The organism is Polaromonas sp. P1_H6 (assembly GCF_056405195.1).
Window position 1 is genome coordinate 1 of the sequence record NZ_JBFUCN010000007.1, and the last position, 13,907, is coordinate 13,907.

At 65.5% G+C, this 13,907-nt stretch carries 16 protein-coding genes; 5 read left to right on the forward strand and 11 right to left on the reverse strand.

Going from position 1 to position 13,907, the window contains the following annotated elements; genetic code table 11:
* Positions 1–194: 194 nt before the first annotated feature.
* Positions 195–1,298, reverse strand: a complete 1,104-nt coding sequence (locus AC1D1F_RS08450) for a saccharopine dehydrogenase family protein (RefSeq protein ID WP_477697526.1) — start codon at positions 1,296–1,298, stop codon at positions 195–197.
* 155 nt (positions 1,299–1,453) lie between these two features.
* On the opposite strand from AC1D1F_RS08450, the gene AC1D1F_RS08455 reads away from it, so the two are divergent.
* Positions 1,454–1,885: an Lrp/AsnC family transcriptional regulator gene (locus tag AC1D1F_RS08455; protein WP_477677709.1), complete on the forward strand. Its 432-nt coding sequence runs from the start codon at positions 1,454–1,456 to the stop codon at positions 1,883–1,885.
* A 14-nt stretch (positions 1,886–1,899) separates the two neighbouring features.
* On the opposite strand, the gene AC1D1F_RS08460 is transcribed toward AC1D1F_RS08455, so the two are convergent.
* The 5 genes from AC1D1F_RS08460 to trhO all read right to left on the reverse strand — a co-directional run bounded on the left by AC1D1F_RS08460 (position 1,900) and on the right by trhO (position 5,331).
* Complete coding sequence (locus tag AC1D1F_RS08460) at positions 1,900–2,571, reverse strand: hypothetical protein (protein ID WP_477677710.1); 672 nt, start codon at positions 2,569–2,571, stop codon at positions 1,900–1,902.
* 15 nt (positions 2,572–2,586) lie between these two features.
* The gene (locus AC1D1F_RS08465; RefSeq protein ID WP_477677711.1) at positions 2,587–3,144 is read right to left on the reverse strand and encodes a hypothetical protein; all 558 of its coding nucleotides are present in this window, start codon (positions 3,142–3,144) and stop codon (positions 2,587–2,589) included.
* 8 nt (positions 3,145–3,152) lie between these two features.
* Positions 3,153–3,602: a DUF2628 domain-containing protein gene (locus tag AC1D1F_RS08470; protein ID WP_477677712.1), complete on the reverse strand. Its 450-nt coding sequence runs from the start codon at positions 3,600–3,602 to the stop codon at positions 3,153–3,155.
* A 104-nt stretch (positions 3,603–3,706) separates the two neighbouring features.
* Positions 3,707–4,372 carry a glutathione S-transferase gene (locus AC1D1F_RS08475; protein WP_477677713.1) on the reverse strand — a complete coding sequence of 222 codons (666 nt, stop codon included), beginning with the start codon at positions 4,370–4,372 and terminating at the stop codon, positions 3,707–3,709.
* A gap of 11 nt (positions 4,373–4,383) precedes the next feature.
* A complete protein-coding gene (trhO, locus tag AC1D1F_RS08480) occupies positions 4,384–5,331 on the reverse strand; it encodes an oxygen-dependent tRNA uridine(34) hydroxylase TrhO (protein WP_477677714.1) in 948 nt (315 codons plus the stop codon).
* 276 nt (positions 5,332–5,607) lie between these two features.
* On the opposite strand from trhO, the gene AC1D1F_RS08485 reads away from it, so the two are divergent.
* Both AC1D1F_RS08485 and AC1D1F_RS08490 read left to right on the forward strand, forming a co-directional pair.
* Positions 5,608–6,831 (forward strand): extracellular catalytic domain type 1 short-chain-length polyhydroxyalkanoate depolymerase, encoded by a 1,224-nt coding sequence (locus AC1D1F_RS08485; protein WP_477677716.1) that lies wholly within the window; start codon positions 5,608–5,610, stop codon positions 6,829–6,831.
* 348 nt (positions 6,832–7,179) lie between these two features.
* Entirely contained in the window at positions 7,180–7,953 is a 774-nt protein-coding gene (locus AC1D1F_RS08490; RefSeq protein ID WP_477677717.1) for a hypothetical protein, read from the forward strand.
* A gap of 141 nt (positions 7,954–8,094) precedes the next feature.
* Here AC1D1F_RS08490 and AC1D1F_RS08495 read toward each other — a convergent pair whose 3' ends face one another.
* The 3 genes from AC1D1F_RS08495 to AC1D1F_RS08505 form a co-directional block, all read right to left on the reverse strand.
* The gene (locus AC1D1F_RS08495; protein ID WP_477677718.1) at positions 8,095–8,967 is read right to left on the reverse strand and encodes an alpha/beta hydrolase; all 873 of its coding nucleotides are present in this window, start codon (positions 8,965–8,967) and stop codon (positions 8,095–8,097) included.
* Between the two features lie 95 nt (positions 8,968–9,062).
* Positions 9,063–9,368: an EF-hand domain-containing protein gene (locus AC1D1F_RS08500; RefSeq protein ID WP_477677719.1), complete on the reverse strand. Its 306-nt coding sequence runs from the start codon at positions 9,366–9,368 to the stop codon at positions 9,063–9,065.
* A gap of 50 nt (positions 9,369–9,418) precedes the next feature.
* Entirely contained in the window at positions 9,419–9,952 is a 534-nt protein-coding gene (locus AC1D1F_RS08505) for a hypothetical protein (RefSeq protein WP_477696891.1), read from the reverse strand.
* A gap of 277 nt (positions 9,953–10,229) precedes the next feature.
* Between AC1D1F_RS08505 and ompR the strand changes: the two genes are divergently transcribed.
* Both ompR and AC1D1F_RS08515 read left to right on the forward strand, forming a co-directional pair.
* Positions 10,230–10,979 (forward strand): osmolarity response regulator transcription factor OmpR, encoded by a 750-nt coding sequence (gene ompR / locus AC1D1F_RS08510; protein ID WP_477677721.1) that lies wholly within the window; start codon positions 10,230–10,232, stop codon positions 10,977–10,979.
* Positions 10,976–12,289 carry an ATP-binding protein gene (locus AC1D1F_RS08515; RefSeq protein WP_477696892.1) on the forward strand — a complete coding sequence of 438 codons (1,314 nt, stop codon included), beginning with the start codon at positions 10,976–10,978 and terminating at the stop codon, positions 12,287–12,289. The genes ompR and AC1D1F_RS08515 overlap by 4 nt, the downstream gene beginning before the upstream one ends.
* Before the next feature lie 39 nt (positions 12,290–12,328).
* Here AC1D1F_RS08515 and AC1D1F_RS08520 read toward each other — a convergent pair whose 3' ends face one another.
* Positions 12,329–13,003, reverse strand: a complete 675-nt coding sequence (locus AC1D1F_RS08520) for a porin family protein (protein ID WP_477679200.1) — start codon at positions 13,001–13,003, stop codon at positions 12,329–12,331.
* A gap of 254 nt (positions 13,004–13,257) precedes the next feature.
* On the reverse strand, positions 13,258–13,902 hold the full coding sequence (locus AC1D1F_RS08525) for an NADPH-dependent F420 reductase (protein WP_477696893.1): 645 nt from the start codon (positions 13,900–13,902) through the stop codon (positions 13,258–13,260).
* Positions 13,903–13,907 lie beyond the last annotated feature (5 nt).

Here is a 13,907-nt window from a genome sequence, read left to right on the forward strand (position 1 = left end):
TAGCGAGACCCCGCCTGAACCGAGCACCGCAGGTTGCCCGTAGCGAAGCGAAGGGACGCAGCAACCAGGGTCGCCTTTTCTTTTGCTTACTTTTCTTTTGGCGAAGCAAAAGAAAAGTGAGTAGCTGCCGGGCTACCCCCGGCCAGCAAGCCTCAGCAGAGAAAACAAAATTCCCGCCGGGAGCAAGACCAATCTCAAGCCGCCGCCCGTTCCGCAGCATGCTCCGCATAAGCCCTCCCAAACCGATTCCCCAAAAAATCCCCTAACGCAATCTCCTCCTGCCGAATGAACCCCCGCGCCGGCAACCGCCCGCTTGCCAGCAAGTCCAACACAGCACAAATACCAGAAGCCGTAGTGACCTGGATCGCACTTCGCAACACGCCGTCCACCACCTGGCTATAAACCTTATGGGCGTAGGTCTCCTGCATGAGCCGGCCTTCGCGCTGGCCGCTCACGGTGACGAAGACGATGACCACGTCCTGCAGCGTCACGGGCAGGGCGTTTTCGAGCAGGTCCTTGAGCACGTGACGGCGCTCGCGCAGGCGCAGGTCGTTGAGCAGCACCTTCATGATGGCCGCGTGGCCCGGGTAGCGAATGGTTTTGTAGTTGAGGTGGGTGACTTTGCCCTGCAGGGTTTCGCACAGGGTGCCCAGGCCGCCCGAGGTGTTGAAGGCTTCATAGGTCACGCCGTCGAGCGAGAACTCCTCGTGCTCGGCCAGCGGCGGTACCTGGCGCAGCACGCCTTCGACAATCGCTTCGCAAGGCTCGCAATACTCGTTGATGACGCCGTCGGTGCTCCAGGTCAGGTTGTAGTTGAGCGCGTTCGACGGGAACTGGGGCAGTGCGCCCACGCGCATGCGCACGCTGTGCAGGCTGTCAAAACGGCGGCACAGGTCGGCCGCGACGATGGAAACAAAACCCGGGGCCAGGCCGCATTGCGGGATCAGCGCCGAGTTTGCGCCGGCTGCCGCCAGCTCCTTCACGCGCCGTGTACTGGCCACGTCTTCCGTCAGGTCCAGGTAATGCACGCCCTGGGCCACGGCGGCTTCGGCGATCGCCGTGGTCAGGTGAAACGGCGCCGCGCTGAGCACCGCGTACTGCCCGGCCAGTGCCTCACGCAGGGCTTGTGGCTTGCTGATGTCCAGCGCCAGCCGCTGCACGCGCGGGCCGGTGCTGATGCCGGCCAGTGCCGCCGGCGAGGTGTCGGCGACGGTCACTGAATAGTCCCCGGTGGCGCCCAGCAGCGCGGCGATGGCGGAACCGATTTTCCCGGCGCCTGCAACCGTGATCTTTTTCATGAGGGTCTCCTTGGATAGTGCACCCCGATGCAGAGGCATGGACCATTGTGTAAGCCCGGGCAGGCAGTTACCAGTATCAATTTAGACAAAATAACGCTATATTTTAGATAAACAGGCTATCTAAATACGCGATTTAACTAATTTGAGTGAATGCCATGCAACTCGACGCCATAGACCAGGCCCTGCTTGCCGAACTGCGCGACAACGCGCGCTGTCCCATGGCCCTGCTCGCGCGCAAGGTCGGCTTGTCGCGCACCGCAGTGCAGGCCCGCATCATGCGGCTGGAGCGCGACAAGGTCATCACCGGCTACGGCGCGCGCACCGGCGATGCCTATGAACAGTCGCAGGTGTCGGCCCACGTGATGCTCACTGTCGGCCCCAAGCTCACGGGCACGGTGGAGGCGGCGCTGCGCAAGATCCCCGAGGTGCGCTCGCTGCTGTCCATCAGCGGCGCCTACGACATGATCGCCATCGTGCAGGCCGGCTCCATCGAAAGGCTGGATGCGCTGATCGACGGCATAGGCCTGCTGGACGGCGTGGAGCGCACGCATACCTCGGTGGTGCTGTCGACGCGGATACAGCGCTGAAGGTTTATGTCGGGCTAGTCGTCGTTGACAACAGTCCAGCGACCCGCTTTCAACACAAGGCGCTTGGGACACGATCTGGACTCGGGCATATCCGGCGCGCACAGGCCCGCGACCTTGATGGTGGACGGCCCGCTCCAGCGTGTGTCCGTCGGGCTCCAGTCGCGGGCGTCCGGTCCGTAGGTGTACTCGACCCGGGGCTTGCCCTGGTTGATCCTCCAGACCTCCACGCCGTTGCCGTCATAGTTTGCTTCGCCCGCCGCCGAGAAGGCCACGGCTTTTTTGCGGTCGGGTGACACGGCCGGAAACCCCAGCATGGGGTATTGCCGGCCGGTGGCGTGGTCGATGGCGATGTAGCTGCTGCCTTCCCACAGCTGGGCATACAGCACGTGAAGCCGGGCATCCGCCAGGAAGGTGAGGTAGTTGTAGCTGACGTCCTGGTCGCTCTCGTTGTTGACGTCCTTGATCCGCACCGTTTTGTGGGCGGTGCGTATGCTTAACAGCGGGCCCGAGCGCGAAAACCGGAACGACTGGGCGGACTTCGCCTGGACGCGTTCTATGGCCTGGGCGCACTCAAAAGAGGGCTGCTGGTTCTGGCAGTTCACCAGCAGCTTCTGGTAGGCCGGCGGCTCGGCCCTGCCGGGGTTGGCCAGCAAGGCGAGGGGCAGCAGCAAGAGGAGGGTGCGCATCGCCTGTGCCGAAAATTACTGCGGCGGCAAAAAGGCGCCCCATAGCGTCATGATCATGAGGGGGATGCCGAGCACCACGCCCACCCAGTTCCAGGCGGAGAAACGGCTGTTGGGTTCGTGGCCCGGCGCCACTTTCCGGTTCAGTTCGTTGATGAAGCCCTGCACCGGCAGCAGCACAAAAATACTGGCCAGGCAGATCAGCCAGTAAGGGTCGGGTAGCTTCCACAACAGGTTGGGGATGATCCAGGCCGCGGCCAGGCCGCCGGCTGCCATCTGCGCGGCGGTCGACTCGGGGTCGTGTTTTTTGACGCGGTCCAGCAGCGAATAGAAAAAGAACACGCCGAAGAAGGCGCGCCAGAAAGGCATGATGTTTTTTTCGTCCGTGCGCAGGCGCACCATCTTCCAGTTCTTGTACGGCCAGTACATCTGGTAAAGGCCCAGCGTGCTGAAGAACATCACCAGCAGCTTGAGCCGCGAAACCGGGAAGAAGGGCGGGGCGTCCGCGCCGGCATCGGGTATCTCGGCAACGTCGGCGACCGGGGCCTGGGGTGGGGCGTAGGGATTGGGGTTCATGTGTGCTCCTACCACCAGCCGTTTTGCCTGAGCACCATCTTCTTGTAGTAGTCGATGTTGGAGCGGGCCGCGAAGATGGCCGCGACGCCATAGCCAACGGAGCCGCTGAAACGGCCCAGGCCCATCATTCCCAGCGCGACCTGCAGCAGCAGCGCCACCGCCACGCACACCACAAACAGGCTGATGGCTTTTTTCCACATGCCTTTGGACAGGTAATAAAACGGGCCGAACAGGAAGGCCAGCACGCTGAAGCCGATCTTCATGCGCTCGCCCACGCCGAGGGCCTTGAACTGGGGCAGCTTGACGCCGCCGGCTTTCTCGATGAGCTGGAATTTGGTCTTCCACGCATCGGAAACCGGCAGGCCGGCGATGGCTTCGGTGGCCTGCGGCGCGGGCACGTCGCTGACCGGCGCTTGCGGCGGCGCAAAAGGGTTGGGTTGGGGCGTGGGCTGGCTCAAGATATTCCTCCCGTTGATGATTGTTATGGGCGCTGCCGGTATGCGGCCTGGGCTGCGGTGCGGCCGGTTTGTGGTCCGGTCTGGGCGTCGCTGTGTGGTTTATATCAGCATTGAACCCGGGTGTCGCTTGCCTGCCACGGCGCGTGTTTTTCCATCACGCCCTGGAAGCGCGCGCCGGCCTCAAAGCCCGCCAGCCAGGCCTGCAGCCGCGGCCAGGGCTGCGCGGCGAACCAGGTCGCATCGGTGTGGGCGAACTGGCGCACAAAAGGCAGCAGGGCCATGTCGGCCAGGCTCACACGCGGGCCGAACAGCCCTCCGTCAACCAGCATGCCGTCCAGCTTTGCCAGCCACGCCGCGCCTTGCCCGCGGTGCTGCAGCGCGAACGCCTGAACATCGCCTGCGGATTCTTCAGGATAGCGGTGCGGGTATTTGTAGCGATCCAGGTCGCGCTTGAAGTCCCCGTCGTTGCCGGCCACCAGCGCCAGCATGTCCTCGAGGGAGCCTCGCGGCGGCAGCAGCCAGCCTTCCGGGTCCTTGCGCCGCAGCACCCACAGCATCACGCCCAGGCTCTGGTCTATGACCGTGCCGTCGGGCAACACCAGCACGGGCACCGTGCCCTTGGGCGAGGCGGCCAGCAGCTCGGCGGGTTTGTCGCGCAGCACGACTTCGCGCAACTCATACGGTTCGCCGCTCGCTGCCAATGCGAGCCGCGCGCGCATCGCATAGGGGCAGCGGCGAAAGGAATACAGGACGGGCAGGGCGCCGCTCATGGGCAGAGGGGTCAGGCGCCCGGCTGGCGCACACCTATGTGCGCTGCCTGGCGTTTTTCAGCGAGCTCGACCTGGCGCTGGCGCTCGCGGTAGCCGGCTTTTTGCGCTTCGGTAGTCTTGCCGTGGCAGTGCGGGCAGCTCACGCCGAGTTCATACAGAGGCGACTGGCGGTCTTCCTCGCTGAGCGGGTCGCGGCACGATCTGCACAGCGTGAAGCCGCCGGGCTTGAGCCCGTGGCCGACCGAGACACGCTCGTCGAACACAAAACACTCGCCCTGCCAGCTGCTTTGCGCCTCGGGCACGGTCTCCAGGTATTTGAGGATGCCGCCTTCGAGGTGGTAAACCTCTTCAAAACCCTTGGAGCGCAGCAGCGCCGTGGATTTTTCGCAGCGTATGCCACCGGTGCAGAACATCGCGACTTTGGGTTTCTTGCCGTCCTGCGCCGTCAGCTTGCCGCCCTCGGCCATTTCGCGCTCCACCCAGCCGGGCAGCTCCGAAAAACTGCCGGTGTGCGGGTTGATCGCGCCTTCAAAAGTGCCGATGGAGACCTCGTAATCGTTACGCGTGTCGACCAGGACCACGCCGGGCTCGCTGATCAACTGGTTCCAGTCCTGCGGCTTGACATATTCCCCGGCCATCAGCGCCGGGTGGACTTCAGGCACGCCCATGGTGACGATCTCGCGCTTGAGGCGCACCTTCATGCGGTAGAAGGGCATCTCCGCGGCCCAGGCCTCCTTGTGCTCCAGATTGGCGAGGCGCGGGTCGGCGCGCAGAAAAGCCAGCACCGCCTGCACGCCTTCGGGCAGGCCGGCGATGGTGCCGTTGATGCCTTCGGGCGCCAGCAGCAGCGTGCCCTTGACGCCATGCGCCTCGCAACGCGCGAGCAGCGGCGCCTGCAGCGCGGCGAAGTCGGGCAGTTCGACGAATTGGTACAGGGCAGCGGTCAAAAATTGGGGCATGGAGCGGATAAAACGGGACGAAACGGGTTGGGAGGGCCCGAAGAGGCTTTTTAAGGCGTGCGGGCCAAGCCTTTAATGGTAACGGCCTGGGCTTTTACGCCACCAAAACCTGATTTTGTGACAAAAGGCACCTGATTCAAGCCAGGCGGCAGCGCTTTAAGCCTCTGCCCGGTAGACATTTTGCTGCAATGCAGCAAAATAACCGTGTACTTATTAAAGACACCCGTCCAGACCGCGCCGGCCACCCTTCATGACTTCCCAAGCACAAGCCCTTCCATGCCCAAAAGCCTGAGCAGCCTCTGGCTGAAAAGCCTGCGCCGCGTCAGCAAGGCCCAGCAAGCCCAGCAGGCGCGGGGCCTGCGCCTGCTGGAAAGCCTATTGCCCAAAGCCGTGCCGGCCACCAAACGGCGCAGGCCCAAGCTCAAACTGGTCAAGCCCGTCGTCGCCCGGCCCGCCAAAAAAGCGCGCCGTCCCACGGCCGTACAGACCCGCGCGGCTGCGGGCTTGCCCGGCACCTGGCGCAAGGCCTGGTTCAGCGTGCCGGCGGACGGCCCCTTCGGGCATGCCCGGCGCATGCTGTACTGGCTTTACCTTCCCGCCAGCGCGGCCGGAATGACGGATACCCCAACGGCGCCGCGGCCCCTGGTCGTGATGCTGCATGGCTGCAAGCAGACGGCGGCCGACTTCGCGGCCGGCAGCCGCATGAACGCGCTGGCCGAACGCAAGGGTTTCGCGGTGCTGTACCCGCAACAATCCGCCGCGGCCGACGCCCATCGCTGCTGGCACTGGTACCGGCGCGACACGCAGCGCGGCGAGGGCGACGTCGAGCTGATCGCCGCGATGATCGCGCAGGTGCAGCGTAAGCACGGCCTGGACACTTCGCGCACCTACGTCGCGGGCCTCTCGGCCGGCGCCGCACTGGCCGCCATCGTGGCCTTGCGCCACCCGGAACTGATCGCTGCCGTGGGCATGCATTCGGCGCCGGTGTTCGGCACCACGCATTCGCCCTTCAGCGCCTATCGCGCCATGCAGCACGGCTCGGGCTCGTCTTACAGTGCCGCGGCGCGCGAATTTGCCGGAGCCCAGTCGCAGTTCCCCGGCATGCCCGCCATCCTGGTCCACGGCGACCACGACACCGTGGTGCGCAGGGTCAATGCCGACCAGCTGGCCGAACAGTTTGAAATCATCAACGGCCCGGCCCTCACGCAGGGCGCATCGCGCGAAGGCCCCGTGGTACGCCGCCACGCCGAGCGCCGCGGCGGCCGCAAGCCGCGCCACGCCTACCAGACCGCCACCTGGTACGCCGGCCGAAAGCCGCAACTGGTGAGGTGCGACGTCGATGCGCTGGGCCACGCCTGGAGCGGCGGCGACGCCAGTGTCGAGTTCAACGAGCCCGACGGGCCCGACGCTTCGCTGCTGATGTGGACGTTTTTCAGCTACCACCGCCGCAATGCTGTCGTGGCGGCGGCGGAAGCGGGTGAGCCGCTGCAGAAACCTTGACCCCTGGTTCCAGTTCAATATCTGGCGCATTCATGCACGTCCCGTCGCGGTGAGCCCGGTCGGTGATCGCGGCGCATCATCGCGCCGCGATTGCATGGCATTGAAGCCAAGCCCTTTCGTCTTCAGGCGCATGGTGGCACGCTGGCACAGGCAACTATTTCACGCTTTCAAGAAATAAATCCCGGCCCGAAACAGCTCGTTGCAATTCATGTGCATGGCCCTCCAGGCCCATGTCGGGCGCTCGCTAAGATGGCCCGCGGCGCAGCAGGGATGCGCCGTCGCAACTCAGGCCAAAGGGAATGTCTGTCCAGGGCCTGTCTTTTTTATCGAGCACTCTAGGGAGGAAACATGAGCAAAAAAATCGCAGGCCAATGGGCGTTGGCATGGACTATTGGCACCGGCATGGCGGGCGCGGCCTATGCAGCGGCACCTGATGTGGGCGGCATTCGCCTCGGCATGGATGTGCAGGAGGCCCTGAATATCGCAAACGCCGATCTCAAAAACAATGTCTATGTGGGCACCTCAAAGACCGCACTGAAGCTGACCATAGACGGAAGGACCGGCACCTTCGACAACTACACCTACGTCCCCAAATTCAACAGCACGGCCAAGAACCTGAACTTCAGCATTTCGCCTTTGACCAACAAGGTATGGGCCATCACCAAGACGGAATACCCGGCAGGGGACCGGCCCGCATTGAAGGCCATCGCGGACGCATCGGCCAAATACGGCAAGCAGGACCCCGCAAGCATCAAGCCCACTGGCTACAGCCAGCACTGGATGTACGACAAGGCGGGCAAGGAAATCGAGTGGGTCAACGTCTACGACAAGCCCAGGAACGGCAACTGCTTTGAGGAGATCAAGGACTATTTCGTGGGCAGCGGCAGCAGCGGCAGCAACGGCGTGACGGGCTATCTGTATTACCCCGTGGCACCCACCTACGCTTGCGCCACGATCTACAGCGTATCGTCCAAGTCCAACAAACAGGATGGCCTGGCCGACAAATTCTCGTCCTTCGCCATGGATGTCAGCGCGTTTGCCGACTGGTACAAGGTGCTGGATGCGCAGAGGACCAAGGCGCTGGAAAGTGAAAAAAGCCGCGCGGCCAAGCCTGCACTCTGAGTGATGCCGGGCATTGGTGCGAAGTTCATGGATTGTTGAATCGATGAATCGCACCATCCCCATCCCTTATGCCATGTGAGGAATGGGGCGATGAACACGAACCGGCGGGGCAACCCGCCGGTTTTTTTATTTGGGAGGCTGTCAGCGCGGCAGCAAACCCGTGATGAAACCGTCGACCGCCTCGGTGTACGCGCCGGGCAGGCCCAGCGTGGTGTTGACCTGCGCATGCGTGAGGTCTTGCGCCAGCACGCTCGCGCGGCCGCCCTGGGCCGTGGCCTTGGCGGCAAAGTCACGTGCCTGCGCGCAGGGGTCGTCGGCCCGCTGAGTCGAGCACACCAGCAGCATGGGTGCGGCGCCCGGCGCCAGCACGCCGCTGGGCGACACGCTGCGCCAGTAAGCCGGGTCGGCGCCGAACACACGGTCGTAAAAGCGCATGTGCCGCGCCTGCATGATGCGTTCCAGGTCCAGCGCGGCACTGTCGAGCGCGACCGTGCCCAGCCAGGCTTGCGCGCCGGCCTCGCGCGCCAGTACCGGCGAGGCCGCCAGCAACGCCACCAGGTGCGCGCCGGCCGAATGCCCCATGAGGATGAACTTCGCCGGGTCACCGCCCCAGGAAGCCGCCAGGCCCTGGGCCTTGGCCAGCGCCGCAGCCACGTCGCGCGCCTGCAGTAGCGGGTCGGCTTGCGGCGAGAGGCGGTAGCCCACAGAGACAAAGATATAGCCCTTTTGCTGGACCCAATGCGCCACCTTGTTGTCGACCACATTCGGCATGGCCTTGTTGCCCACCATCCAGGCGCCGCCGTGCACCATGACGATGACAGGCGCCTTCGCCGTGTCCGTCGCGGACGCCGGCAGGTACACGTCCATGCGTTGGCGTGTATCCGTGCCATAGGCAATGTCGGCCATGCGGCGCACGCCCTCAGGCACGGCCGGTGCGGCCGCGGCAAAGGTGGCCGAGAAAAGCAGCGTGGCGACAAGGCCGGCCTGTCGCGCCCGGGTGGCAAGAGCTGTCATCAGAATCTCCGGTCAAACAGCGCCCGGCGGGGCGCTCTTGAGGTTAAACCATTCGTGTGGCCTTGTGCGTGGCGGCCCGCATCGAAGCCGCCGCATCAGCCGGCCGGCTTGCGCGCGCCTTTTTTCGAGACCACAAATGCCTCGATGTCGGCCAGTGAAATCGCGCCCGCATGGCCGGCATCGATGGCGTCAAAGTTTTTGTACACCTTGGGCATTTTTGCCTGCGCTTCTTCGCGGGTCAGCTTGCCGTCCTTGTTGGTGTCGGCCGCTTCAAAGCGTTTTTGCAGCTCCGTGCGGGCTTTTTCCATCCGGTCGGCCTTGGGTGCCTGGGCATGGGCCGCGGCGCCCAGTGCCAGCAGGCTGATGACTTGAAGTGCGCGCAGGGTGGAAGAAGAGGTCATGAAAGTACTCCGGTTAAACAGGGGATAAGCGAAATGTGAAGGGGGCACGCTCAGCGCGACGGGCAGCTCATGCTTGCGCCGCTGGCGTCATAGCAGGTCGTGCTGCGGGTGACGCCGGTGGCCTGGTTATAGGAAGCCGTGCTTTGCATGCTGTTGCCGGTGGCGGCGCTGGTGGCACTGGTATTGCGGCTGGCGTTGATGGCGCCGTCGGCGGTTTTGCTGCTGCTGCCGCTGCTTTCCACGCTGCCTTGGGCGCCGCTGGCGGCAAAACTGCCGCTGCGCTGCGCGGAGCCGTCCGCGCTGCGGCTGGCCTGACCGTTGCGCACGGCGGTGGCACCGTTGGGGCCTGTGATCGAGGCGCTGCCCACGGTGCTGGCATTGCCTTGCCCGTCGGTGGTGGTGCTGCGGTTGCGCACCCGTGTGCCGCCTTGCGGGCCCTGGCGCGTGACGGCCTTGGTGACGGATGTGCCGCCATCGGCATGGGCCCGCAGCACCTGGCGGCTGGCCGCTTCGGCATCGGGGGCGGCAAAACCCGCGGCGAGCAGGGCGCATGCCAGGGCGGTGGCGGAAAGCGAGGTTTTCATGGCGAACTCCTTGGGGGTGACGTTGAACAGTGAAGGGTTTTGAGGTTTCGGCCGCATTGCAGCGCGGTGATGCCACTGTGGCCGCGAGATGTGAGCCAATCATGGCTGGCACCGGTCTCTTGATGACAAGGCGTGAACAAAGCGCGGCTTTGTCATCGTTTGTCATGATTTGCCGGGCGGACGGCCCGGCGCGGGCCGCTACCATGGGGCATCTTTCTTGCTGTGGGATGTTTCTGATGCTGGTTTCCAACGCGCTTTTGCGGGCAGGCCCATTGCCATGAGCGAGGCATTGGCCCGGGTCCTGGTGGTCGACGACGAGGCCGACCTGCGCAGCCTGCTGCAGCGCTACCTGAGCGACCAGGGCTATGCCGTGCGCACGCTGGAAGATGCCAAAAGCCTGGATGCCCTGCTGGCGCGCGAGCGCTTCGACGTGCTGGTGCTCGACGTCATGATGCCCGGCGAAGACGGCCTGGCGGTGTGCCGCCGCCTGCGCGCGCAGGGTGAAACCATTCCCATCGTCATGCTCACCGCCCGCGGCGACCCGGTGGACCGCATCGTCGGCCTGGAGATGGGGGCCGACGATTACCTGCCCAAGCCTTTCAACCCGCGCGAGCTGCTGGCGCGCATCCAGGCGCTGGTGCGCCGGCAGCGCATGCTGGGCGCGCACAGCGGCCCCTTGCCCGGCCAGGGCACGGTGCGGTTTGGCGCTTTCACCCTGAAGCTGGAAGCACGCCGGCTCGAAAAAAATGGCGAAGATCTGCCCCTTACCACCGGTGAATTCAGCCTGCTGCGGGCGCTGGCCCTGCACCCCAACCGGCCGCTGGGCCGCGATCGCCTGATCGAGCTGGCCTACGGCCGCGACCATGAAGCCACCGACCGCAGCATCGACGTGCAGGTCATGCGCCTGCGCAAGCTCATAGAGGCCGACCCATCGCAGCCCGCCCACATCCAGACCGTGTGGGGCGTGGGTTATGTGTTTGTGCCGGAAGGCGGCGCGGCAAAACACGGCAAGGCGGGCAAGCCGTGACACTCTTTCCGCGCAGCCTGTTCGGCCGCAACGTGCTGCTGATCGTGGTGCTCATTGTCGCGGGCCAGCTGGCCAGCGCGCTGCTGGTGCGCCAGCTGATCGTCAAACCCCGGCTGGCACAGCTGTCGGTGGCGGTGGCGCGCAATGTCAGTTCCATCCGCGCCGGCCTGGCCGCGCTGCCGCCCGCGCAGCGCGAGGCTTTTGTGGCGCAGTTCAACCGCCGCGCCATGCAGGGCGTGGCGGATGAAGACGGTGATGGCCGCGGCGGACGCCTGTTGCTCAGCCGGCTCGAGCGGCGTTTCGTCAATGAAGCCTCGCGCGGCATTGCGCTGGAAGGCGAGGGCTCTGAAATCATCTGGCGCCGTGAAGCCGGCGGCAGCCTGGCGGTGCGCTTGCGCCTGGACGGCGCCGACCATTGGGTCACGCTGCCCGGCGTGCTGCCGACGCGTGAATTCACCGGCGCCTGGGTCGCGGCCTCGCTCACCAGCGCGCTGCTGGCCTTGCTGGGTGCGCTGCTGATTCACCGTTACCTGAACCAGCCCCTGCGCCGCGTGATGGCGTCGGCCCAGATGCTGGCCGGCGGCGCCAGCCCCCAGCCCTTGCCTGAAGACGGCCCCACGGAAATCGCCGGCCTGAGCCGCAGCTTCAACCAGATGGTGCGTAGCCTGGCCCAGGCCGACGATGAACGCACGCTGATGCTGGCCGGGGTGTCGCACGACTTGCGTACGCCGCTGACCAAACTGCGCCTGGGCATCGAGATCCTGCGCGACAAGGCTGATGAAGAGTTGATGGCCCGCATGACCCGCGGCGTCGAGGAGATGGACGCCATCATCGGCCAGTTCCTCGATTTCGCCCGCAGCACCGACGGTGAAGCGCCGTCGCCGGTCGACATCGATGCGTTGGCGGCCGAAGTCGCCGCCGCCTCGGCTGCCCAGGGCATGCCGGTGGCGCTGCGGGCCGGCGGGCCGCCGGCCGTGTTGCTGCGCCCGCGCGCCATGCGGCGGGTGCTTGCCAACCTCGTCGAAAACGCCTGGCGCCACGGCCGCCCGCCCGTGGCCATGGCCACAGGCGCGCAGGATGGTTGTGTCTGGATAGAGGTGACTGACGCGGGCCCCGGCATTCCGCCCGAACAGGCCGAGGCGCTGAAGCAGCCTTTTCGCCGCGCCGAAGGCACACGCGGCGGCCCGGCCGGCGCCGGCCTGGGCCTGGCCATCGTGGACCGACTGGTGCGCGCCCATGGCGGGACGCTGGCTCTGCTACCGGTCGACGGCGGCGGGCTGTGCGCCCGTATCACCTTGCCGATAGCCTGAAGGTCTGGCCGGCGCCCACGGCACCGGCCAGGATCACCCTCAGAGGAAGTGGTAGCGCAGGCCGAAGTTGACCTGGTTCACCGCGCTGACACCGGTGGCGGAGGTGCCGACACGGTTGTAGTGCACCAATTCTGCCGTCGCATCCACATTCGATGAGATGGCATAGGCGACACCGGCGCCCAGCGCCAGCGAGGTGTTGGAGCCGGTCGTCGATACGTTGGCGGTGCTGCCGGTGGCCGAGGCCGTGTCCAGCGAGGTGTGCCATTGTTCGACACCGGCGCGACCGTAGAGCGACCATTGGTTGTCGAGCGGTGCGATGCCCAGCACATGCAGGCCGAAGCCATGCGCCTTCCAGGTGCCTGAAGCGCTGTCCGCCGCCGGCGATGCGATGGCGGACTGCAGGCCGGTTGAGCCTATGCGGTCATAGCTGGCCTCGACGGCCAGGTTGGGGTTGAGGCGGTAGCCCAGGCGCAAGCCGCCTGAGGTACCCGGTGTGCCGGTCGAGGTGCTGCTGGCCAGCCCCTGGTTGCCCAGCGCGCCGTCGATGCTGCCGCCCAGGCCGGACGCGCGGCTGGCGGCGATATTGCCGCCGAGGTAAACATCCTGCGAGCCCGCCGCCAGCGGCGCCGCCTGTGCCGGTTGCGCCAGTGCGGCGCCCAGCGACAGCGCGGCGGTGGACAGCCACAACAATCTGGATGCATAGGTGAACTTCATGATTTTTATTTCTCCGGAAAAAGCCGGCGCATGGCACCGGCAACTTCAGACCTGCCTGGGTGGGACAACAGGTGCACCCTGTTGTTCAACCCAGGCCGCGCAGGACCCTGCGCCTCGCCATTGAGCGATGGCCTGGTATAGCGGCGGTCTAGCGCCGGTAAACCAACGGTAAAAAAATTGTGACTTTACGCAGTGCGCCGGATCGGGCCAACCCGCTCCGTCAGTGACGGGTCAGGCTCACGCGGCGGCGGCCCTTACGCGAAATGCACGAGGTTGAGAATCGGCAGCGGGCCGCCCGGGAACTGCGCCAGGCGTGCACCCACGGCCAGTGCGCCCAGGTCTATGCCCGAGAAGCCGAGCCGGCCGATCAGTGCGGCCACGGTGGCTTTTGCGGCCGTGTCGTCGCCTGAATAAAACATCACGCGCTTGCCGCCGTGGTCGGCCGGGTTAGTGGCCAGCAGCGCGGCCGCCAGGTGGTTAAAGGCCTTCACCACGCGCGCGCCTGGCACCAGGTCCGCGACTATTTCGCTCGACAGGCGGCCGTTCAGTTCGGCGGGCTTGAACAGCGGCGCCTCGATCGGGTTGTTGGTGTCGATGACGATGCGGCCGCCGAAATTGGGCAGGCCGGCCAGTGCGGCCGGCAGGCGGCCCCAGTTGACGGCGACAAACACGATGTCCTTGGCGGCCGCCTCTTCACGCGTGCCGGCCGTGATGCCGGAAAGTCCGTGCACCAGGTCCTTGAGCGAGCCCGGGCCGCGGCTGTTCGAGAGGGTGGCGGGGATGCCGTGGCGGGCCAGGATGGCGGCGATGGCCGAGCCAATGGCGCCGGAACCGATGATGCCGATGCTGGGGGTGTTGGCGGTGTTGACGGTGTTGACGGTGTTGACGGGGGTAGACATGAATT

Coding starts and splice junctions, on each gene's coding strand:
- trhO (WP_477677714.1), bottom strand. CDS start 5,331: ATGCCCCAATTTTTGACCGCTGCCCTGTACCAATTCGTCGAACTGCCC.
- AC1D1F_RS08475 (WP_477677713.1), bottom strand. CDS start 4,372: ATGAGCGGCGCCCTGCCCGTCCTGTATTCCTTTCGCCGCTGCCCCTAT.
- AC1D1F_RS08450 (WP_477697526.1), bottom strand. CDS start 1,298: ATGAAAAAGATCACGGTTGCAGGCGCCGGGAAAATCGGTTCCGCCATC.
- AC1D1F_RS08505 (WP_477696891.1), bottom strand. CDS start 9,952: ATGAAAACCTCGCTTTCCGCCACCGCCCTGGCATGCGCCCTGCTCGCC.
- AC1D1F_RS08485 (WP_477677716.1), top strand. CDS start 5,608: ATGCCCAAAAGCCTGAGCAGCCTCTGGCTGAAAAGCCTGCGCCGCGTC.
- AC1D1F_RS08520 (WP_477679200.1), bottom strand. CDS start 13,003: ATGAAGTTCACCTATGCATCCAGATTGTTGTGGCTGTCCACCGCCGCG.
- AC1D1F_RS08490 (WP_477677717.1), top strand. CDS start 7,180: ATGAGCAAAAAAATCGCAGGCCAATGGGCGTTGGCATGGACTATTGGC.
- AC1D1F_RS08500 (WP_477677719.1), bottom strand. CDS start 9,368: ATGACCTCTTCTTCCACCCTGCGCGCACTTCAAGTCATCAGCCTGCTG.
- AC1D1F_RS08465 (WP_477677711.1), bottom strand. CDS start 3,144: ATGAACCCCAATCCCTACGCCCCACCCCAGGCCCCGGTCGCCGACGTT.
- AC1D1F_RS08460 (WP_477677710.1), bottom strand. CDS start 2,571: ATGCGCACCCTCCTCTTGCTGCTGCCCCTCGCCTTGCTGGCCAACCCC.
- AC1D1F_RS08455 (WP_477677709.1), top strand. CDS start 1,454: ATGCAACTCGACGCCATAGACCAGGCCCTGCTTGCCGAACTGCGCGAC.
- AC1D1F_RS08495 (WP_477677718.1), bottom strand. CDS start 8,967: ATGACAGCTCTTGCCACCCGGGCGCGACAGGCCGGCCTTGTCGCCACG.
- ompR (WP_477677721.1), top strand. CDS start 10,230: ATGAGCGAGGCATTGGCCCGGGTCCTGGTGGTCGACGACGAGGCCGAC.
- AC1D1F_RS08525 (WP_477696893.1), bottom strand. CDS start 13,902: ATGTCTACCCCCGTCAACACCGTCAACACCGTCAACACCGCCAACACC.